The organism is Algoriphagus yeomjeoni, from assembly GCF_003259505.1.
Lineage (GTDB): Bacteria > Bacteroidota > Bacteroidia > Cytophagales > Cyclobacteriaceae > Algoriphagus > Algoriphagus yeomjeoni.
Window position 1 is genome coordinate 123,936 of the sequence record NZ_QLLK01000007.1, and the last position, 22,347, is coordinate 146,282.

A 22,347-nucleotide genomic window follows, 5' to 3' on the forward strand; every position below is an offset into this window, starting at 1 on the left:
CCTCTTAACTTTACATTATTACCCAAATGCTTATGCTTTCACAAACTCTTGCGATTACCTTCCTCCTATTCATAGGAATTTTCCCCAATCCAGATTTCAAAGAAAACAGCTTATATCCAGTTACTTCCATCAACCCAGTCTCGGTGACTTATGATGCTTTAATTGCCAAAAATGGAGTTTTACCTTCTGAGGAAGTTTTCAATTTGGCTATCCAAGGATGGGACAAAATGAAAGATAATCTCAAGTCAAAAATACTGACAGTAATTGATTTCAGCCTTCCATCTACGGCAAAAAGAATGTGGATTATAGATCCTGAAAAAGGCGAAATTCTTTTAAATTCTGTGGTTTCTCACGGAAGAAACTCAGGAGATTTGATGGCAAAAACTTTCTCAAATATTCCAGAATCCTTCAAAAGTAGCCTTGGTTTTTACAAGACTGCCGAAACATATTCAGGTAAACATGGCTATTCTCTTCGACTTGATGGACTAGAAAAAGGCTTCAATGATCAAGCAAGAAACCGGGCAATTGTGATTCATGGTGCTGATTATGCCAAAGAGGATTTTGCTAAGTCTGTCGGTAGATTGGGAAGAAGTCTAGGTTGTCCAGCACTTCCTACCGAGCTTTCTGCACAAGCTATAGATCTCATCAAAGATGGTTCTTTACTTTTTATCTTCGGAAAAGACGACAATTACTTAGCCAAATCAAGCCTCATTAAGGCTTGATTTGGTGTTTTTTAGCGCTTTCAATAGGGCTGAATCTCTTTCATATACATCAGATCGGAAATTAGCTTTCCCATCTTTTCCAGCCCAAAAAGTCATGTAAACTAACACGACAGGGATTTCTCTATCCAACTCCACTACTTCCTCATTCATCTGATGCATGGCCGTTTGGATCTTTTCATCATCCCAAGAACTATCGTTCAATAAGATTTTCGCGAATTGATCTGGATTCTGAATTCTGATACATCCGTGACTTAGTGCTCTTGTTTCCCGCTCAAATAGGTTTCTGGCAGGTGTGTCATGTATGTAAATATTGTAATCGTTAGGGAACATAAATTTCACCAGACCTAGGGAATTATCTCCTCCTGGCTTCTGTCTTACTCTATAGCCAGTTTCTTTGGCCAAATTGACTTTTGAAGCCTTTACTACTTCTCCGCTTCCGCTAACTATCTCCATGTTTTTCTGAGCCAAATAATTTGGATTTTTTTCTATTGAAGGAATTATCTCATCATTGGTAATCGATTCAGGAATGTTCCAATACGGACTAAATACGATGTAACTCATCGGTGCCATGAATGTCGGTGACTCGTTGTATTCTTTTCCCACAATCACTTTTGCGGTGAAAGCAGTATCCTGTTTTTTCAAGTAGTCCAACTGGTAGTTGGCAATGTTCACGAGTACCATCTCCTGATCCCAATCCATCTTTGGCATCCAACGCAGCCGCTCCATATTTATGGAAGCAATATCGATGAGATTTTGAGGGCTATTGTTTAATGATTCTGCAACCAAAGAGCCGATCACCCCATCAGGATTCATACCATTTGACATCTGATACTTCTGAAGACCTGCAAACATAGTAGAATCAAAAAGTGTAGGGTCTTCCATATCGTATGGCTTCAATACATCCCAAAATATCAATCGCTTTCGCAAAGCTGGAATAGCTGAATGCTTCTCTCCTACTTTAATAGCTCCTTCTACTTTAGCAAAATCCCAAGTCAGCGTATCATTTTTCTGAATCTCATAAAGCTCCTCAATGGCTTCTCTTCCTTTGGCATACAACGCTGAACTTGGATATAAACTTTCAAAAGTCTTTTCAACGGAGCTTCCATTCGCAACCTCTTCAAGAAGTGCAGTATAACTCACATCGGTTTCTTTCTCCTCAAACTTCCAGTTAGGATCCAGGCTGGATGGGTTTATTTTTCCAAATTCCAAGTCATGGGCTAAGTTGAAAAATCCATCTGTGAGCAAAAGCTCCAACTTTACTTTTTCTTCTGAGGTTAAATTTCTGAATTTCTTATCCTCGTCATCTGGATTAGACGACTTAGCATAGATCTCATTAATATTGTAGTCATCTGGCAACAAGCCATCATATTTGGAGTTTTCTATCTGGGTGAGCATTTCTTCGCCAGCACCCGAAAGTGAGCCATTAAAAAGCCAAACCTCCATATATTCTCTAGAGGCATAAAAGCTTTGAATTTCGGAAGCATAATTCGAAGTGGCTAGAACACCACTCTCTCCTCCATTAAGATTTGCCTGCAGCTCATCTTTCAAGTCAGATCTACGCTGATTAAAAAACCAGACTGATCCGATGACTAGGATAAAGACTGCCACGATTGGGATAATTATTTTCTTATTCATAAAAAGCGATTTGTATCACCTTCCATTAGACAAAGTTCGTACGCTTAAAAATTCTAATCATTAAAAGCAGTAGATCTGAATACTTCTAATTCATTTTCAACACGTTAAGAAAAATTCAAATCATAAAGTAAAATCTGCTGAGACTGATCACTGCGACTGCAATTACCCAACTTGGGGTTCGAATTAGCTCTTTGTGTTTCCTTCGCGTGCTTTGTGGTTAAAAAACTACTTCCGAAGAGCTTCCAAAACCTCAGCATCTCTATCGTAGATATCCTGACGGAAATGACCTTGTCCTTTGGAATCAGCCCAAAATGTCAAATAAAGTAACACGACTGGGATTTTCCGATCCAGCGTAACAATCTGCTCATGAGTTTGATGCATGGCCGTGTTAATCTTCGCAGGTGTCCATGCAGCATCGCTTTTCAGCAACAACGCAGCAAAATCAGCCGGGTTCTGAATCCGAATACATCCATGACTGAGTGCCCGATCTTCCCTGGTAAACAGACTTCTGGCCGGCGTATCGTGAATGTAAACACTATGCTCATTTGGAAACATAAATTTCACCAATCCCAAGGAATTTGTAGCACCTGGCTTCTGCCTAACCATGTACGGGATGGATTTCCCACTCCAATTTACCGTCGATGGGTCAACGGATTTGCCAGAGAAAGTCACCACTTCCATATTTTTCTGAGTAAGATAATTCGGATTTTTTCGCACTGCTGGCATCACTTCATTTCTCACGATGGAAGTTGGAAGATTCCAATACGGACTAAAAACGATGTAACTCATCGCAGATGAAAAAATTGGGGATTCATGATATTTCTTGCCTACGATCACTCGTGTAGAAAAAAGTGTATCTCGGTTATTCAAGTAATCCAATTGATAGTTTGCAATATTAACCAAGATCATTTCTGCACTACGAAGCGTGTCGGGAAGCCAGCGAAGTCGTTCCATATTCACCGACGCCTTGTCGATCAAAGCTGAGGGTGATTGATTTAAGGTATTAATCGTGTTTTTACCCAATGCCCCGTCAGGTTCTAGGCCATTTCTTTGTTGGAATTTCTGAACAGCCAAAAACATGGTAGAGTCATACTGCTTTTCATCTTCAAAAACGTAAGGTTCCAAAAATTTCCAAAAAGCCAAACGCTCTCTCAAGTTTGGAATTCCTCCATGAGTCTCCCCAACTTTAATAGTTTTCGAGACTTTTACTGCTTTCCAGTTTAGCGTATCCTGCTTGCGGATTTCATCCAATGCTCGAATCACCTCACGCCCTTTTTTATAGATGGTCATAATTGGGTAGAGCGTTTCAAGCGTTTGTCTGATTTGCTTTCTCTCCGCTGCAATTTCAAGCAACTCATTGTAAGAGACTTTTGCCTCTTTAGCTTTGATTTCCCAATCTCCCGCCAGAGATTGAGGATTCACTTTACCAATTTCCAAGTTTGCAGCCAGTCTGAAAAAAGCGTCAGAAAGCAACAAGTCCAAGTCTGCCAAATCATCTAAGTCATTGGAAATCTTTTGCTTCTTGTTGTACTCAAATTGAGTGAAAAATACATTTATTAGGTTCAAATGGTAATCTTCTGGATTCAGTCCGTCAAACTTGCTTTGCATAATCTCAAACCGAAGTTCATACGCCAATTCTGTAAGCGCACCTCTTTCTATCCAAGCGGGGCTGAAAAGACGATTTGAATAAAATTGATGTATTTCGCCTTTGGCAAAAAGCTCATTCTGGCGCACATTTAATGGAACATCTGGCTGGTCTAGCTCTAACCTGATTCTGATATTATCCTGTAAATCTGTAGTTTGAGCAACACAAAAAAGCCCCGGAGCAAAACTCAGGAGCAGTAATAACAGCAGGTGCTTGTGCATAAATTTGAACTGATTATTCAACTTCAAAATCCTGATACTTTCTTCCCAGCGTCCAGGCTTCTTTTAGCATTTCCAGAAATCCGCCCATTTTATGCAGTGGGATCAAATTTGGCCCATCGCTCAATGCTTTGGACGGATCTGGATGTGTTTCTATAAAGAATCCATCGATGCCCGTAGCTGCCGCGGCTCTTGCCAAAATCGGAGCAAACTCACGCTGACCTCCACTACTTCCGCCTTGTCCACCTGGCTGCTGCACAGAATGGGTAATGTCAAAAACTACGGGTGCAAACTGACGCATGATCGGTAATCCTCGCATATCAACGACAAGATTATGGTAGCCAAGAGAAAAACCTCTCTCTGTAAGACAAACATTCTCATTTCCAGTTGACCTCACTTTGCTAACAGCGTATTGCATATCCTCGGGAGCCATAAACTGTCCACGCTTGATTTTGACAGCTTTTCCACTTTCGCCGGCCGCTAAGAGCAAATCCGTCTGTCGACAAAGAAATGCTGGAATCTGAAGCACATCCACCACTTCAGCCACATCCTTCACCTGATAGCTTTCATGAATATCTGTCACCAACGGTACGTTCAAAGCATTTCCTACGCGCTGTAAAACTTCCAGCGATTTATCCATTCCTATACTTCGAAATGAACCTGAAGAAGTACGGTTTGCTTTATCAAATGAAGCTTTAAAAACATAGGAGAATCCATGCTGTTCCGCCCATTCTTTTACTTTAGTTCCTATTTCGAGGCAAATATCAAAGCTTTCTACGGCACATGGCCCAGCGAATAAAACAGGTTTCTCTTTGCCTAAAATCACCGAATCAGTGATCCGCATAGGTTTATTATTTCTTGTCATTTTCCTTTTGGGATAAAGTGTTAATTAATGGAACTAGCTGCTCGTTGGCATGAAGGAGAATATCTCCCACTTCACGAAAAACACCTTCTCCTCCTTTAAATCTAGAAACATAGTGCGCAATCGGCTTCACGTATTCCATCGCATCGCTAGAAACTACCGCCAAGCCTACACGTGATAAAATTGGCAAATCAATCAGGTCATCGCCAATATATGCCACTTCCTCAGCCTGAAGCTCAAGGGTCTCTAACACCTCATTAAACTTTTTACCCTTATTCTTAACTCCGTGGTAGTGAAAATCAAACTTGAGTTCCTCGCAGCGGTTTTGTACCACATACGATTCTCTGCCGGTGATTGCGCCCACCATAAGGCCGCTTTTCCGAAGGTGGTAAACGATCAAGCCATCTTTGACATTAAATTTTTTGAACTCCAGCTTATTATCATCATAGATAATCCCACCGTCAGTCATCACACCGTCGATGTCAGTGATGATCAATTTTATTTTAGCGGCTCTTTCCCAAACATCTTCAGAAATGTGAGCGAAGTATTCAGCTATTATTTTTTCTGTTTCCATTGGATAGAATAAAGGTCGAGTCTTCTTTGCTCGAGGTTTCGTACACTTCCTGCTTTTCTCTGCTTAGTCAAAAGATCCAAGTCTACATCGGCAACGATAATAGTTTCTTCATTTTCTGAAGCCATGGCTACTACGGCATCGTGTGGAAAAGAGAAATCTGAAGGTGAGTAAATCGCAGCCTGAGAATACTGAATATCCATATTCTCTACTTTCGGTAGATTGCCTACAGATCCTGTGATGGCCACGTAGCATTCATTCTCAATTGCCCTAGACTTTGCACAGGTATTCACACGAAGGAAGGCATTCTTAGTATCTGTCCAAAAAGGAACGAACATAATGTCCATTTCCTGCTCAGCGAGGATTCTTCCCAATTCTGGAAATTCCACATCATAACAAATTAAAATTCCAATTCTTCCTGCATCGGTATCGAAGACATTGATCCCATTTCCACCCTGTAAACCCCAGTAGGAAGCCTCATCAGGAGTGATGTGAAGCTTGTATTGCTTATCTTGCGTACCGTCTCTGCGGCAGAGGTAACTCACATTTCGTAGCTTTTTCCCATCATACTCAGGCATGGAGCCAGCGACAATATTCACGTTATAAGAAACCGCCAGATCGCTCATTCTACTGATAATCTCGTCAGTATAATCTGCCAGATTACGGATTGCTTCAGAGGCATCCATATCGTTGAATTCAGCTAAAAGCGGTGCATTGAAGAATTCAGGTAGAAGGCAAAAATCCGATTTGTATCCAGAAACTGTATCCACGAAAAACTCCACCTGCTGCATCAAATCATCCACATTGGAGAAGCGACGCATCTTCCATTGAACTAAGCCTAAGCGTACGATCGACTTCTTATTACCGATTAGCTTCTCGTCCTTTTCATAATAAATATTGATCCACTCAAGTAGTGTGGCATATGCTCTTGAATCCGTATCAGAAGGCAAATACTTAGTAATTACTTTCCGTACGTGGAATTCATTTGCCAGCTGGAAAGACAAAACCGAATCAAAAATCTCCTTGTTTTTGACCAGATCTATGTATTTCCTCGGTGTCATCTCATCGGCATAATTGGTGTATCCGGGGATTCTCCCGCCAGCAATGATAGACCGCAGATTGAGGTTCTCACAAAGCTCCTTTCGCACATCATACAATCTACGTCCAAGTCTCATACCTCTATAGTCGGTATGTACAAAAACATCCGTCCCATACAGCGTATCGCCCTCCATGTCATGTGTGTCGAATTTGCCAAAACCTGTGATCTGATCGTAGGTATGGTTGTCCCCAAACTTATTGTAATCGACCACCAAACTCATGGCAGCTGCTACTACTTTGCCGTTATCTTCTATCGCAATTTGACCTTCAGGGAATGCTTTTAGTTGGTTTTTAAGCTCTTCTTTAGTCCAAGCCCCACCTTGATTTTTATATATGGAAACCATGATTTCCCGGATATCATCGTAATCCGAGAGTTTAATATTTCTAAGCTTTAGCCTATGCTCTAGCTCTTCTTTTTGCTTGCTCATGTTTCAAAATTAGCCAAATTCAATTAAATATCTCCATTCACTCCTATCCAACAAAAAGAAAGCGAACAATGCAAATGATTGCATGTTTTAACAGAATTATGGTACATTAAATGCAATTCTGGATTTGTTGTGCTAGAAGAAAAATCAAAGTAATGAAGATTTAAATGCAGCAAGAAATAAAAGATGTGGCTGAGGAAAAAGCGCAAGGCTTTATCGAATGGATAGAGCAAGTATTCAATTATAGCCTAGTCAACCTTGGTGATTCTAAGCTAACTGTTGGTCTCGTCCTCACCTTAATTATCTCATTTGTAATACTTTTTATTGTCACTGAATGGATCAGAAGACTACTCGTCCACAAGATTTTAAACCGCTATCAGATCGATTCGGGTACCAGAGCATCTATCGGGATGATCGTCAAGTACGTACTCATTATGGCAGGCGTATTTTCCATTCTTCAGACTAACGGAGTTGACTTAAGTGCTTTCGGGATCCTGGCTGGTGCTCTTGGTGTAGGTATTGGTTTTGGTCTGCAAAACATCACAAATAATTTTATATCTGGACTTATCATCCTTTTTGAGCAGCCCATAAAAGTCGGAGATAGAATTGAAGTGGGGGATGTTTCTGGAGATGTAATTAGAATATCTGCTCGATCCACCACCATTGTGACGAATGATAACATCACCATCATAGTTCCAAACAGTCAATTTATTGACAGTCCTGTGATTAACTGGTCTCATAATGACCGAAATATTCGATTCAATTTCCCTGTAGGTGTATCTTATAAGGAGAACCCTGAAAAAATAAAAGGCATCCTTATCGAAGCCGCTAAAGAAAATGCTGGGGTTCTCAACACACCTGCTCCAGATGTACTTTTTGACAGTTATGGAGACAATAGCATCAATTTCACGCTCCGAGTATGGTCTTCAGAGTATATTAACAGGCCCAAAGTGCTGAAAAGCCAATTATATTATACAATCTTCAAAAAATTTGGTGAGCAAGGAGTTGAGATACCATTCCCTCAACGAGATCTTCACCTTAAATCGGGGTTTGATAAGTTAGAAAATTAGCCTAATTTTCAGCAACAATCCCTTTGTTGAGAATATCATGTGAAGGCTTTCTATGAAAAAATTTCTATTCATAATTCTATTTCTTTCAACGACAGGAGCCTTCTCGCAAAGTTTTTATCGTTTTCGGTTTGAAGAGCCTTGGTCATTTTCTGCAAGTGCCGGAATGACGCAGTACTACGGAGAACTGTATTCCTTTTGGAAATATAACGAAGGTATCCAACCTGACTGGAATGCGAATATTGCAGCTCATTATATCTTCGGAACTAACCTTAAAGCAAGATTAGATTTTTCCTACATTAAAATGTCAGGTCAAGATCCGCCCTCAGACCCAAGAGCCTACCGAACACCTAGAAACCTACATTTCAGAGCCCAAAATTGGGAGGTTACTGCGATGGTGGAATACTACTTAAATCCGGTAAAAGTCCCAAATATCCATCGCTCCTTATTGAATCCATATATTTTCGCAGGACTCGGTATGTCCACTAATAATCCAAAGGCTGAGCTAGATGGGGAGTGGGTAGATTTGAGACCTCTGCAACTGGAAAACAACCCTTACAATCGATATATCATTACTTTCCCGATGGGTTTGGGGTTAAAATATAAGGCAAATGTTTATATGGATTTTTTCCTTGAGGGAAATTACAGATTCACCCTGACTGATTATATGGATGATATTTCAGCCTATAATGTCAGCGAGTTTTACCTTGACCTAGTGGATGATTATGTTACTGGAAACAACCCTGACCGTCTAAGGCTGGCTATTAGAAACCCAAGTTTTATCGATGATAACGGTCTACCAGACGTGGATAAGATCCTTAGAAATAACGGCAGAGTTCGCCGGGGCTCAGGACTTACTCATCGCTATGATGGCTACATGACGATCAACTTTGGTGTGGAGATATACTTTTCTCCTGATATTTGGGACAACTTCTTCTTCAGAAATAGAGTGTTTGAAAAAGCATTCAGATTCTGGTAAAGCTTAATTTGAGGTTTGAAATTTCAAATTTGATATTCAGAGGACTAACTCCATTTTTATATCACATCTGCAATACTTCCCTTCTTCAAGTTCTGCTGGCTTAAACCCTAATTTTTGATAGATTTTTAAAGCTGGTCCCAGTTTGGAATGGGTATATAGCACAACCTTCTTCCCTCCCATTTCTTTAGCTTTTTCTAAAATCGCACTAGCCAATATCATCCCTAGTCCCTTTCCTTGCGCGTTTCTAGAGACGCCCATTTTGATGAGTTCATATTCCTCATCGCTCACTTTGTGAAGCCCTACTGTCCCGACAACTTCTTCTCCTAATTTTGCAAAAATAATTGTTCCGCCAGGCTGGATAATTGTCTCCTCTGGATGGTCAAACTGAGCCTGATCAAATGGCTCGATAGAAAAATAGTCTTCCACCCAAGCTTGGTTAATAGATTTGAAAAACGGACTTAACTCCATTGAATACGGTACTATCTCGATCTGATCCATCAGGACAACTTTTTAAAATATGAATACCAAAAGTAAAAAGAATCACTTAGCTTAGAAAAGCTAAAATCACTGTTCCTTCTTATGAAATACAAGAACTTCATCCTCATACTTCCTTTACTTTTTGTCGCTTTTCTCGCAAACGCACAGACTCCAGAGCAAAATCTGGAAAAACTTGGACTACCCCTGCCAGAAGTCGGAGCCCCAATTGCAAACTATGTGAAGTGGAAACAAGTTGGTAATCTACTTTACCTGTCAGGAACAGGACCAGATGTCTATGGGAAAGTTGGCGCAGAACTCACTATTGAAGAAGGCTATCAAGCAGCTCGGGAGACCGGACTGGAAGTTATTGCTATCCTCAAGGCTGCAACAGGTGATTTGAGTAAAGTGAAGCAGTTTGTAAAAGTATTAGGAATGGTCAATTCAGATCCAAACTTTGATAAACAACCTGCCGTCATCAATGGCTTTTCTGATTTGATGGTAGAAATCTTTGGGGAAAAAGGCAAGCATGCCCGCTCAGCAGTTGGCGTAGCGGCTTTGCCTAAAAATATGACTGTGGAGATCGAGGTTATTGTGGAGTTGGAAGATTGATTATATCGATAAGATGAATTTTCTTTTTCAAAGTCCACGACTTGGATTTCGCCTCTGGCAAGCTTCGGATCTTCCTGCTTTTACTGAAATGAATGCAGATCAGGAAACCATGACTTTTTTCCAACATCCGCTCTCTATGAAAGAGTCAGAAGCCCTGATGGATAGAATGACAAAACTCTACAAGGAGCGTGGTCATTGTTATTTCGCAGTTGATCTACTAGAAAATGGAGAATTTTTAGGCATGATAGGACTTGGCACCAAGACCTTTAAAGCCAACTTTACTCCGTGCATAGATATTGGCTGGAGAATCAGAAAAAAATTTTGGAATCAAAGATATGCCAGCGAAGGCGCTGCAAGATGCCTTGAATTCGCCAAAGAGCTAGGCATCAAAGAAGTGTATTCTCTGGCATCCTCAAAAAACCTAGCTTCAATACGAGTAATGCAAAAAATAGGTATGACGTATGAATATGACTTTGAGCATCCTGATTTAGTAGAATATCCGAGATTGCAGCCTTGTAGTCTGTATAAGATTGAGCTATGACTGCTCAATCTGAATATTGTCAGCAAACATGTAATAAGCCGAAAAAAATCTACTGAAATCTGCGAATATCTAGGGGAAATTTTAAAAGACAACCAAATACAATTCAGCTTCAAGAGAAGAAGGCTAACGATAATAAAAAGCTGCGTTCTCTGCGTCACCCTTTGTGCTCCCTGCGGCTAAGGCAAAAAAAGATGCCACCCCGAAACGGAGGTGACATCTAACCACTTAACCCCAACTAATTACTACTTCTTATGCTAGGAAAAGCGATGCAATTCCCAACACTTGATCCTTGTTAAGCGGCTCATCCCATCCTTCAGATACTGCTCCAGCATCTATTCCAGTTAGATTTACCACATTTACACCCCCGTGTGTGACATTATCTTCACCGGCATAAATACCTTGGGTAACTGCTGGGAGAGAACCTATTGAACTATTAGTAATCCAACCTTTAATTTCATCCTGACCTTTCTTTGTTCTCAATCTTCTGACCATAGAGGCGTGTCTAGCTTCCACTGAGTGTATCGAAAGCGCGGCTGTCAATACTACATCACTTTCCATCACATTACCTGCCTGACCTTTGTACGCTCGTACTCCTGTGTCTTCAAAAGCTTGAGAAAGTGCCAAAAACGTAGGGTAATCAGAGAATGGCATAAAGTTGCCACCTGCTGTGAAATCGAATTCTGGTTCTGCAACCGGCGTCCCCATTAGCACATTTGAAATTACTTCTTGAAGAAAGTTTACGTGAGCCAATTCATGGTCTCTGATTTTGGTAAAAATAGCCATGTCAGCACCATCAATTACGCCTGACTCAATTCCCATCTGGTAATATCTGTACTCCAAATGCTCCAAGGTTAAGGCATAATTCAATACACCAATCAAACTTGCAGTATCCGCCTTTGCTACTTTCGGCAAAGCTGACAGAATTCCAAGTGGCACAGCGGCCATAGCTACTTTTTTACTCATGTCTCCAAACTGGCGGAAAGCCTCTCTTCTGGAGAAAAATAGTTCTTTCTCTTCCGAACTATTGGTGTCCGGGCACATTTTATCTAGCAATTTTAATAAGTTCATATCTAGTGTTGTTTAAAGTGGTTGATTAGGATGTTGGAAGTTGACTGAAGTCAATTGGTGTAGTCACGTAAGTACTTGCGGCAGTCAATACTTGACTAAAGTTTAGGGTGCGCTCCAGACCATTTGCATCGATCAAATCATCTCCTGCAAAATCAGCAGAACCTGGATTGATCAAATCTCTGATTGCTGCGGCATGTCTAGCTTCTACAGAAACTATTTTACCTGCAATCAATAAGTAATCTACGTTCTGGATAAACTGACCAGCACCATTATATGCCGCAACTCCTAGATCTTCAAAAGTTTTTGCTGCTCCCAACACAGAAGTTCTACTACTGAAATCAATAGAGCTAAAATCAACTGATAAATCAGCAATCGCTGCATCCCCTAAAGCCGCTTTGAAAAACTCTCGGTGAGCTCTTTCGTGTTTTTCCAAATCACCCATGATAGTCTTCTCCTCTGCGCTTGCATTCGCAAAGTAGCTTCCTTGCATTACCGCTGCATAAAATGCCGCTTCTAATTGCTCAAGAGCGTAGGCATAGTTCAAAATCCCGATATCTCCTGAGCCTAGCATTACGCCATCTCCCATAGGAGGCATTGGATTCACATCTTCAATATCTTTACAGCCTGCCAAGATCAATCCTGCGGCGGCTACTGAGAGAGAGCCTGTTTTTAGGAACTGTCTGCGATTCGCATTTTTCACCAGTCCTTGAGGCTTGATTAATTCGTTTTTCATTTTCAGAGTGTTTAGGTTAATAATCCGGTTATGGTTTTCAATTGAAAAGATTCAATCACACATCGAGATTCGAAGAGGTGATTTGAAAAAGATTTACGAAGTGATTATGCCAACTGGATTTAGAAGAGGAGTTAAAAAATGAAATCAATGCGTTTCAATGAGCAGTAGGTGTTATTGAAAAATACCATAAACGATTTGGTAAAAACCCACAATTTCAGTAAATTTTGTCATTAAATAATTGATATACAATCAATTAGTTTTCGGTACCCACCAGGGTTTATGAATTTTTATTATTTCTAACTTTTCAATAAAAACCTCAATAACAATGAAAAATTACATTCCAAATTCAATTGGAGGGCTTCTGCTGTTTGCGACAGTATTACTTTCCTTTTCAGGTTGCGTGACAGATGAAGCCAATCTCAATCAACCACTAGATCAAAACTCCAGTCTCGAGAAGGTCACGGAATACCCGGATCCCTTTCCACTAGAAAACCTGAGAATGGACCCAGAAACATTAAAAATGCTCGCAGATCTCCGAGCTGCCACGGCTAAATATCATAGTATTGAAGTGGCAATGGCCGATGGTTACGAACAAGGTTCCGACTGCGTTGCCTCAGAAGATGGAGGAATGGGTTATCACTTCGTTAATTTTGCGGCTGTAGATGGGACATATGACCCTACTATGCCTGAAGCACTGCTATACGAAATGAGTAAAAATGGACAGATGAAATTAGTAGGTGTGGAATTTGTAATTGTAAAAGAATTCTGGGATCAAGAAAATGATATGATTCCATATTTTGGCATGCAGGTGTTTGATGAAGCTTTTGCTCCAAACCCACTTCCTTTCGACAACTACCAGCTTCATGTATGGATATGGAAAAACAACCCATCAGGAATTTTCACCAAATTCAATCCAAATGTTAGTTGTAACTAACATCTCCTAACTAAAGATGTCAAAGAGCAGGAATTTGAATTCCTGCTCTTTTTTTGGCAATTTTTTTATTCCTATTTCTAAAACCATTGGAATCTTTTTAGTGATTTTGCGACCCTTTAAGTTTCCAGTCATGGATTTTTTCAGCAGATCTCCTAAAAAACTCCTATTTTGAAATAAAATCCTTTCATGCAAAAGCTTCTTTTTACTTTTATTTTTAGTGGTTTATCACTTTATACTTTCGCTCAAGCGTCGATTTCAACACGTGAAATGGATAGGATCAACTGGATGGAATTTGCAGAGTTTGTTCCTGAGAAAATCACCACCGTCCTTCTACCAACTGGAACACTTGAGCCACATGGCGTGGTCAACAACGGAGCAGATAATACAGCTCCATTTGCCATGGCAAAGGACATAGCGGATGATCTAAATGCATTGATCGCACCAACGCTTAATTATGGAATAACTGGAAGCATGGCGGCTTATCCTGGTGCATTTCAAATTACTGAAGCTGCATACAGACCTTTTATTAGGGATATTCTAAAAGGTCTTGCCAAAAACGGATTTAAAAATATCATAATTTTAAACGGCCATGGTGGAGGGCAAACCAAAGTTTTACAAGAAGTCGCCGGAGAAATAGCAAACGAACTTGGAGTTAGAACTTTAGTGATCAATTGGTGGTCATTTGCTTCAGATGTGACTTTGGAGGTTTTCAAAGAAGATGGTGGCCATGCCGGTCTGAATGAAACCGCATACATCCAGGCCATCGACCCTACACTCGTACATAAAGAAAAGTATATTCCAGACATGACAACTGCCTACCCAGAGGCTGGAACTTGGTCTGCCACTCCTTTTCCTTCTTCTATTGGATTATATCAACCGGGACAAGGATATCCAAACTTTGATCAGGATCAGGCAGATGAATACTTCCAAAAAGTAAATGCAAAAGTCTCAGCCTTTATTAAGGAGGTCATCAAAAAGTGGGATATGGCTGGTTTGTAGTCTTCAGCATTCGGAATTCTAAATTGAATGGAATAAATTATAACTACTTTAATCAGTGTCTTTTTATGAAACAGTTTTTCCATGAAATCAACTCTCTTATTAGTTTTTCTGGTTCTAATTATCGCCCTTTTTGGTTGCAGTGAATCTAGAAAATCGCTCTTTGATGGGGAGACCCTGGCAGGTTGGGAAGGAGATACTGAGAATACCTGGCGAGTGGAAGATGGAATGATCGTGGGCGGTTCATTGGAAGAAACTGTCCCGAATAATGAGTTTCTGGTAACTGACCGAAACTATGAGAATTTCATTCTGACCCTAAAAATTAAGCTAACGGGCACAGAGGGATTTATCAATTCTGGAGTCCAATTTCACAGCAAAAGACTAAGCAATCCAGCCTATGAGATGGAAGGCTATCAAGCTGATTGGGGAAATGGCTATTGGGCAAGTTTGTATGATGAATCTCGGAGAAATGTAACTCTGATCGCTCCAGATTCAGCTCAGGTACTGTCTTGGATCAACATCAATGATTGGAACGACTATAAAGTACAGGCTGAAAATGGCCGAATCCAGCTTTTTATTAATGGTCATCAGACAGTTGATTATACAGAAGCAGACCAAACTATTCCCCAGTCAGGTTTAATAGGATTACAAATTCATGGTGGCGGAAAAGCTCAGGTAGCATTTAAGGATATTTTTATTGAAGAACTGCCTCAAAAAGAATAGATTAAAGGTTGATTCAGTATCTACAGATTACCAATCAACCCAAAAGCCATGATCAAAAACTGGATAGCATTCGTTTTTTGCCTTATGCTGTGCGCTAATTCTTTTCCTTCCTTCGCTTCAACAGTAATTCTCAGCGATCCTCCGAATGAAATTGAGTTCAAATTGCAAGCAACCATTCTTGGATATTTTGCTCCTGACGGAACTAGAAATCCTACGTTAAGAGCCAAAAAAGGCGATCAAATCACCATTACCATCACCAATGGGGAGATCATGACTCACGATGTAGCCATGGAAAAGCTAGGGATTAAAAGTTCCACCATTTTGGACAAAGGGGCGACCACAAGCATCACTTTCGTAGCTGTCAGTGATGACATCTACTATTGCTCTATCCCAGGTCACCGAGCGGCGGGTATGGTTGGAAAATTTGAATTGATTGAGGGTGATGAAGTCCATACCAAAATAGCCGGAATTACTCCAAAAAAGGATGGAAAACCGCTGAATCTAAACTTTGAAACCGGCACTCTCAAAGATTGGACAGCTTCAGGTGATGCTTTTGCAAATCCAATTTTCACTACTGATCCCTCTCCAGTGCATGGTGAGGAAGATAAGATAAACTTTGAGGGTAAAGATTTCCTAAGCAGTGGAGGAACTAAGAACTACAAATTGACTGGGACACTTACCTCAGTTCCATTTGAAGTAACTCAGCCATTTGCGAGCTTTTTGGTTTCTGGTGGTGCATTAGCTGATACGCGAGTTGAGTTGGTTTTATCAGAATCTGACCAAGTGATATTTACATCAACCGGGCAGGGTCGCGCGACACTACAGCCAGTGGTAGTAGATTTAAGTGAATACTTAGAAAAGCCAATTTTCATTCGCATCATCGATAACGAAACTGGCATTTCCCAAATCCCTTACATCTCTGATGATAAATGGGCACATATCAATTTTGACGATTTTGAGTTTTATGCTAGTCGCCCAAGTTTTCCAAACGAACTGAAGCAGGAAGATATAATTATCTTGCCTCCACTTGATCCAGTTTTAAATTCTGGTCTTTCAGGCATTGATGCTGCCAAAGCTATGACCCTTCCTGATGGTTTTAAAATCACACTCGCAGCAGCTGAGCCTGACATTATCCGACCGATTAGCTTTACCCTAGATCCAAAAGGAAGACTTTGGGTTGTGGAAGGTCACACCTACCCTACTCCGGCACCTGAAGGTGAAGGAAAAGATAGAATTTTGATTTTTGAAGATACTGATGGAGATGGCACCTTGGATTCCAGAAAAGTCTTTACCGAAGGGCTCAATTTGGTTAGCGGAATCGAAGTTGGGATGGGTGGAGTATGGCTGGGAGCGGCTCCTTACCTCCTATTTATTCCGGCAGATTTTGAAAGTGACAAACCTACCGGTCCTCCTGTGAAACTCCTAGATGGCTGGGGAACAGATGATACTCACGAAGTGCTGAACAATCTAAGATGGGGACCGGACGGCTGGCTTTACGGTACTCATGGGGTTTTCACCCATTCCAATGTGGGCAAACCAGGTTCCTCAGGTGCAGAACGCACAAAAATTAATGCAGGAGTTTGGCGCTACCATCCCACCAGACACGAGTTTGAAGTTTTTGCCGAAGGCAGCAGCAATCCTTGGGGCATTGACTTCAATAGCTATGGTCATCCATTCATTACGGTTTGTGTCATTCCTCATATGTATCATGTCATTCAAGGCGCACGCTACCAAAGACAAGCAGGCAAACACTTCAATCCATATACCTATGACGACATCAAGACCATCGCAGATCATGTTCATTGGGTTGGGAATCGAGGTCCGCATGCTGGCAATTTCCGTTCAGCATCCGCTGGAGGTGGACATGCCCACGCCGGGGCGATGATTTATTTGGGTGGGAATACCTGGCCGGAAAAGTATAGAAACAACATTTTCATGAACAACATAAATGGTTCTCGTCTGAATATTGATCAATTGAATAGATCGGGTTCAGGCTATGTGGCGACGCATCAAAATGACTTTATGGCCATGAACGATTCTTGGTCCCAATGGCTCAATTTCAAATATGGACCTGACGGATCTGTCTTTGCCATCGATTGGTACGATCAAAACCAATGTCACAGTCCCAATCCAGATGTGCATGATAAATCTCTTGGCAGGATTTTTAAGATTTCCCATGAAAAAGATCAATGGGTAAAAGTTGATTTGTCCAAGGAAAGCAGTGTGGCCCTTGCCAACTACCAAACACATCAAAATGAATGGTATGCAAGACAGGCTAGGACACTATTGCAAGAGCGTGGCGCTACCCCTGAAGCAAAAGCAGTTTTGAAAAACATCCTGGCAAATGCCCCTGAAACTTCGAATAGACTTCGTGCACTTTGGACCTTGCAGGTAACGAATAGTTTGGAAGACGCTGATCTGATGGAGTTGATGCAAGATGATGATGAATACCTCAGAAGCTGGGCGATACAACTTGCAGCTGAAGATAAAGCAGTGTCTGATGAGATGTTAACTCAATTTGCTAGGATGGCTGAAAGCGATCAATCAGCTTTGGTTAGACTTTATTTAGTGTCGGCCATGCTTCGATTGGAACCGGAAAAAAGTTGGGATGTCATGGAAGCCTTGGTAAAAAGAACAGAAGATCTGGAGGATCATAATATGCCGCTTATGCTTTGGTATGCTGTAGAACCTTTGGCTAGTTTGGACCCTGATAGAGCCTTGGCTTTGTGCCAAAAAGCTTCGAATCCAATGATACTAAAATACGCCGTACAGAAACTCGGAGAGCTAAACACCCCAGCAGCGATTGCAGCTTTGCAAAAACTTAAAAACTCTCTTGAAGAATCAAATTCCCATAGCAATCATGAATTGAACATGCAATTGTCTAAATTGAACTTAAGGCCTTAAAACCATCTTCCTAAAATCAAGAAATATGAAAAATGGATTTTTTAAAAGTATAGCGTTGGGATTCACTGGAGTTCTAGCTCTTTCAGTTGTCACAAGCCCAGCATTTTGTCAAAATTCGGCAGAGCCAGAATTTACCAAAACGGTGATCACCCGAGATTTTCTCTCAGAAGGAGTGGCCGTCGGAGATATGAATAAAGATGGTCAGCTGGATATAATTGCAGGATACTATTGGTTTGAAGCGCCTGATTGGACGCGACATGAAATTTCTCCCTCTAAAGTTTTTGACCCAAGAAAAGAATACAGCAATTCCTTCTTGAATCTAGGAATGGATGTAAATCTCGATGGTTGGGATGATGTAGTTATTATAGATTATCCGGGTACGCCTGCATATTGGTTTGAAAATCCAAAAACTGAAAGCAACAGCTGGAAAAAGCATATCATCGCAGACTCTGTCGGCATCTCAAATGAGTCACCTGCTTTTGTGGATGTTGATGGAGATGGGAGACTCGATATCCTGTGTGGTGACTATGCCAAAAGGCAAATTATCTGGCTCCAAGCTCCAACTACTCCTGGCACAACTGCGTGGAAGCGCTTTAATATTTCAGAAGAAAATGTCGCTGGAACTGACCGTTTTTCCCATGGCTTAGGGTATGGCGATATCAATGGAGATAAAATTGATGATGTTGTTTTGGTTGACGGTTGGTTTGAAGGCAAAGCCGATAAGAAATCCGGAGACTGGGTTTTTCACCCTGTTTTAATCAGTGAACCAGCTGCCCATATGCAAATACTAGACGTCAATGGAGATTTGGATAATGACGTGATTAGCTCATCTGCACACTCTCTGGGTATATGGTGGCACGAGTATATAAATGATTCAACATTCAAAACTCATCTCATGAGTAACATAACTGCTCAGACCCATTCAACGATAATGGCTGATCTGAACGGAAATGGAAATCTAGAAATGATCACTGGAAAGAGATACTTGGCGCACAATGGAAATGACGCGGGAGACGATGACACTCCCTACTTGGTCTATTTCGAATTCACCCCCATGTTTGGTCCATTTTTCCGTGAACACATCATCGATAATGATTCTGGTGCTGGTTTAAATATTGCTGTCGAAGACATGAATAAAGATGGCAAACCTGACATCGTGATTGCAAATAAGAACGGAGTCTTTCTTTTCCAGAACCAGATAAAGTGAAAAAAACTTCATCTCATATTTATAAGCTATAATAGCCTCTGGAATAACTTGGTAAATGAGTCCTTCTTTAACCACTAAACCTATCAAATGAGCCAAAATTCACTGGAACTGAGCCTCTATTGATTTTAACTCCCCTTTTATCATTGATCCTAATATATTTGAGGGTGCAAACCGCATAACCCGAAATAATAAACCTCTAAATATATTTTAGCATGTCTAAAATTTCAATACCAATAATTGCCCTTGTTTGTTCTTTTCTAGCTTTTGGATGCTCAAGTCCTGACACCAGAAAAACCGATTTGGAAGAGCTTACCAATTACTATCCACAGTTCCCTCTCGATACTGCAAATCATGGTGCAGATAGTACCGAATTGATCATGACCAATTTTGCTGGTCCGGATATAGTCCCTAGTCCAGCTGCTTTGTCAGTGTCGGCCGATGGAAAAGTATTCGTAGGTGTGGATATGATGGGTTCTTTAGGTAAAGAGCCTGGAAAAGGAGCAATAGTTCGTCTAGTTGACAGCGATAATGATGGAGAATTGGACTCCCATACTGAATTTGTCAAAGTAGACAATCCAAGAGGAATCATCTCAGTAAGAGACCAAGTCTTCGTTCTTCACACCCAGTTTTCCGAAGAAACAGGAAAAGCTGAAGGCATGAATTTGGTTGTTTTTGAGGATAAAGACAATGATGGCATAGCTGATGGTCCATCCAAATTGCTGATTGAAGGCATATCTTCACCGGAATCTCTACGCTCCCGTGGAACAGACCACTCAACAAATGGTATCCGAATGGGCATCGACGGATGGATTTATATCGCTGTGGGTGATTTCGGCTTCCACAATGCCACAGACAGAGATGGTACGCAAATGACTATGCTTGGTGGAGGAATAGTTCGCGTTAGACCTGATGGCACCGAAATGGAAGAATATATCCACGGAACAAGAAACATCTATGATGTGGCGATTGATCCATTTATGAATATCTATACCCGTGGTAATACAAATGATGGTGGAGGCTGGAACATCCGTTTCATCCACTACACCCAGTCCGGTGAATATGGTTACCCTAATTTTTTCAAAAATTTCACAGAAGAAATTATCCCAGCCTTGGTTGATTTAGGTGGAGGATCCGGTACTGGTAGTTATTTTATGGATGATGATCGCTGGCCTGCCAAATACAATCATGTGCCGATGATGGCCGATTGGGGCAGAAGCCAATTGTATATTCATAGAGTAACTATGGATGGAGCTGGATTTACACAGCAAAATGAGGAATTTATCAAATTGGCTCAAATTACAGACATTGACTTAGATGCTTCAGGCAGAATGTACTTGGCTGCCTGGAATGGAGCTGGATATTTTGGTAGTCCGGAAAAAGGGTACGTGGTACGCGTAGTGCCAAAAGATTGGACTTATGAAGCTGCACCAGATTTAAATACAGCTACACTGGATGAATTGACAGAATTACTTAAAGCAAATAATTCAGTTTCCCGTTTTCACGCACAACGTGAAATGCTAGCTAGATTTCCGGAGGAAGCTGGTGCTGCGGCGCTTTCTGTAGCAACTGATAAGACCTTACCGCTGGAATCAAGAGTAGCAGGGATTTACACTTACGCTCAAGCTACTTGCGAGAGTGGAAATGATGAGTTAGTGAAATTGAGCCAAGAGGAGAAAATTAGAGAATTCGCTTTAAGAGCCTTGGCAGATCGAAAAACTTGCCTTCAAGGTGTTCCGCTGGATCCATTTATTGAAGGTGTAACTGATCCAAACGATCGAGTAAAATCTGCAGCAATAGTTGCATTGGGAAGAATAGGAAACCCTGAAGCAGCTGAGGAACTATTGAAAGTAAAAGTACCCGCTTCATTCAAACAGCCTGAAAAAGGTACCGAAGGGCCACATGCTACTCCTAATTCTGCAATTATCCTCCCGCACGTAGCTGTAAAATCACTTGTGAAGCTGAATGCAGTAGATGCTACTGTGGATGCTATTGGAACTGATAATTCACAGATTGCCTTGTGGGCGCTACGCTTCATGCATGATCCTAAGGCCGTGGACGGATTGATTGAAGCTTACAGAGACACAGATGATATGGAGCTAAAAGCAGAGATTTTAGGCACACTTTCCAGATTGTACAAGAAAGAAGCTCCTTATGACGGTTCTTGGTGGTGGGGCACACGCCCAGACACGCATGGACCTTATTATAAAGCCATCACTTGGGAATCTTCTGATCAGATCAAAGACTTCTTGGTAGGTGAAAGAAATGCTCAGGAAGACCCTACAAAAAGACAATTCTTTGCAGATCTGAATGAGCGAAATAGAATGGATATTGAAGATTTAGGTGTAGGAGAATCAAACTTGGTGATTCAAGAAACCGAAGTTGATTTGGAAAAAATCAAAAGCAAAAAAGGTCAGGTTGGTGCTTCGTCCATCGAAGATGTAATGATCGCGGTTCAAGATCTTAAAGGCGATCCTGTCAAAGGAAAAACGCTTTTCACCAGCCAAGGATGTATCGCTTGCCATAGCATAGAGAAAGGTCAGCCACTGAAAGGTCCTTTTATGGGGCAGATCGGCTCTATCATGAATCGTTCTCAGATCACTGAATCTATTCTTAAGCCAAACGCATCTATTTCCCAAGGCTTCGCTTCTGTACTTATTGACACCAATGACGACAAATCCTACATGGGTTTTGTGACTGCAGAGACAGCGGATGAGGTAGTAATTCAAGATATCACTGGTACAGCAACAAAACTTGACAAAAGCACTATCAAAACTCGTAAAGTAATGGAAACTTCCATGATGCCTCCAGGTCTTGCAAATGCACTTTCCTATGAGGAATTAGCTTCTTTAGTGACCTACTTACAAGCTCAGAAGTAAGTAAAGAACCCTGGTCTGTGTCTTGCAGACCGCAGGACAATTGCAAGCTTAATTGAG

19 protein-coding genes are annotated in these 22,347 nt (G+C 41.1%); 11 read left to right on the top strand and 8 right to left on the bottom strand.

Annotated elements, in window-relative coordinates; all coding sequences use genetic code 11:
- Positions 1-32: 32 nt before the first annotated feature.
- A complete protein-coding gene (locus LV83_RS13165) occupies positions 33-722 on the top strand; it encodes a murein L,D-transpeptidase catalytic domain family protein (RefSeq protein WP_111612008.1) in 690 nt (229 codons plus the stop codon).
- On the opposite strand, the gene LV83_RS13170 is transcribed toward LV83_RS13165, so the two are convergent.
- The 5 genes from LV83_RS13170 to LV83_RS13190 all read right to left on the bottom strand — a co-directional run bounded on the left by LV83_RS13170 (position 702) and on the right by LV83_RS13190 (position 7,179).
- On the bottom strand, positions 702-2,357 hold the full coding sequence (locus LV83_RS13170) for a L,D-transpeptidase family protein (RefSeq protein ID WP_111612009.1): 1,656 nt from the start codon (positions 2,355-2,357) through the stop codon (positions 702-704). The two genes, LV83_RS13165 and LV83_RS13170, sit on opposite strands and share 21 nt — an antisense overlap.
- Positions 2,358-2,582: 225 nt before the next feature.
- Positions 2,583-4,223 carry a L,D-transpeptidase family protein gene (locus tag LV83_RS13175; RefSeq protein ID WP_111612010.1) on the bottom strand — a complete coding sequence of 547 codons (1,641 nt, stop codon included), beginning with the start codon at positions 4,221-4,223 and terminating at the stop codon, positions 2,583-2,585.
- A gap of 13 nt (positions 4,224-4,236) precedes the next feature.
- Positions 4,237-5,085 carry a 3-deoxy-8-phosphooctulonate synthase gene (gene kdsA / locus LV83_RS13180; RefSeq protein WP_111612011.1) on the bottom strand — a complete coding sequence of 283 codons (849 nt, stop codon included), beginning with the start codon at positions 5,083-5,085 and terminating at the stop codon, positions 4,237-4,239.
- On the bottom strand, positions 5,072-5,656 hold the full coding sequence (locus LV83_RS13185) for a KdsC family phosphatase (protein ID WP_111612012.1): 585 nt from the start codon (positions 5,654-5,656) through the stop codon (positions 5,072-5,074). The genes kdsA and LV83_RS13185 overlap by 14 nt, the downstream gene beginning before the upstream one ends.
- Positions 5,638-7,179, bottom strand: a complete 1,542-nt coding sequence (locus tag LV83_RS13190; RefSeq protein WP_111612013.1) for a carbon-nitrogen hydrolase family protein — start codon at positions 7,177-7,179, stop codon at positions 5,638-5,640. Before LV83_RS13190 ends, LV83_RS13185 begins: the two co-directional genes overlap by 19 nt.
- A 164-nt stretch (positions 7,180-7,343) precedes the next feature.
- On the opposite strand from LV83_RS13190, the gene LV83_RS13195 reads away from it, so the two are divergent.
- Entirely contained in the window at positions 7,344-8,246 is a 903-nt protein-coding gene (locus LV83_RS13195; RefSeq protein WP_111612014.1) for a mechanosensitive ion channel family protein, read from the top strand.
- A 52-nt stretch (positions 8,247-8,298) separates the two neighbouring features.
- The gene (locus LV83_RS13200) at positions 8,299-9,222 is read left to right on the top strand and encodes a hypothetical protein (RefSeq protein ID WP_111612015.1); all 924 of its coding nucleotides are present in this window, start codon (positions 8,299-8,301) and stop codon (positions 9,220-9,222) included.
- A 36-nt stretch (positions 9,223-9,258) separates the two neighbouring features.
- Here LV83_RS13200 and LV83_RS13205 read toward each other — a convergent pair whose 3' ends face one another.
- Positions 9,259-9,720, bottom strand: a complete 462-nt coding sequence (locus LV83_RS13205; protein ID WP_111612016.1) for a GNAT family N-acetyltransferase — start codon at positions 9,718-9,720, stop codon at positions 9,259-9,261.
- 81 nt (positions 9,721-9,801) lie between these two features.
- Here LV83_RS13205 and LV83_RS13210 point away from each other — a divergent pair, with 81 nt between their 5' ends.
- Both LV83_RS13210 and LV83_RS13215 read left to right on the top strand, forming a co-directional pair.
- Positions 9,802-10,308, top strand: a complete 507-nt coding sequence (locus LV83_RS13210; protein WP_111612017.1) for a RidA family protein — start codon at positions 9,802-9,804, stop codon at positions 10,306-10,308.
- A 13-nt stretch (positions 10,309-10,321) separates the two neighbouring features.
- Positions 10,322-10,849, top strand: a complete 528-nt coding sequence (locus LV83_RS13215) for a GNAT family N-acetyltransferase (RefSeq protein WP_146613719.1) — start codon at positions 10,322-10,324, stop codon at positions 10,847-10,849.
- 249 nt (positions 10,850-11,098) lie between these two features.
- Here LV83_RS13215 and LV83_RS13220 read toward each other — a convergent pair whose 3' ends face one another.
- Both LV83_RS13220 and LV83_RS13225 read right to left on the bottom strand, forming a co-directional pair.
- Positions 11,099-11,917, bottom strand: a complete 819-nt coding sequence (locus LV83_RS13220; protein WP_111612019.1) for a ferritin-like domain-containing protein — start codon at positions 11,915-11,917, stop codon at positions 11,099-11,101.
- A 25-nt stretch (positions 11,918-11,942) separates the two neighbouring features.
- Positions 11,943-12,650, bottom strand: coding sequence for a ferritin-like domain-containing protein (locus LV83_RS13225; RefSeq protein ID WP_111612020.1), 708 nt, complete (start codon positions 12,648-12,650; stop codon positions 11,943-11,945).
- 325 nt (positions 12,651-12,975) lie between these two features.
- On the opposite strand from LV83_RS13225, the gene LV83_RS13230 reads away from it, so the two are divergent.
- From LV83_RS13230 to LV83_RS13255, 6 genes are all read left to right on the top strand, one after another.
- On the top strand, positions 12,976-13,584 hold the full coding sequence (locus LV83_RS13230; protein WP_111612021.1) for a hypothetical protein: 609 nt from the start codon (positions 12,976-12,978) through the stop codon (positions 13,582-13,584).
- 186 nt (positions 13,585-13,770) lie between these two features.
- Positions 13,771-14,583 (top strand): creatininase family protein, encoded by an 813-nt coding sequence (locus LV83_RS13235; protein WP_111612022.1) that lies wholly within the window; start codon positions 13,771-13,773, stop codon positions 14,581-14,583.
- 81 nt (positions 14,584-14,664) lie between these two features.
- Positions 14,665-15,303, top strand: a complete 639-nt coding sequence (locus LV83_RS13240; protein ID WP_111612023.1) for a 3-keto-disaccharide hydrolase — start codon at positions 14,665-14,667, stop codon at positions 15,301-15,303.
- A gap of 48 nt (positions 15,304-15,351) precedes the next feature.
- Entirely contained in the window at positions 15,352-18,207 is a 2,856-nt protein-coding gene (locus LV83_RS13245; RefSeq protein ID WP_111612024.1) for a PVC-type heme-binding CxxCH protein, read from the top strand.
- Between the two features lie 25 nt (positions 18,208-18,232).
- Entirely contained in the window at positions 18,233-19,414 is a 1,182-nt protein-coding gene (locus LV83_RS13250; RefSeq protein ID WP_111612025.1) for an FG-GAP repeat domain-containing protein, read from the top strand.
- A gap of 212 nt (positions 19,415-19,626) precedes the next feature.
- A complete protein-coding gene (locus LV83_RS13255) occupies positions 19,627-22,290 on the top strand; it encodes a DUF7133 domain-containing protein (protein ID WP_111612026.1) in 2,664 nt (887 codons plus the stop codon).
- Positions 22,291-22,347 lie beyond the last annotated feature (57 nt).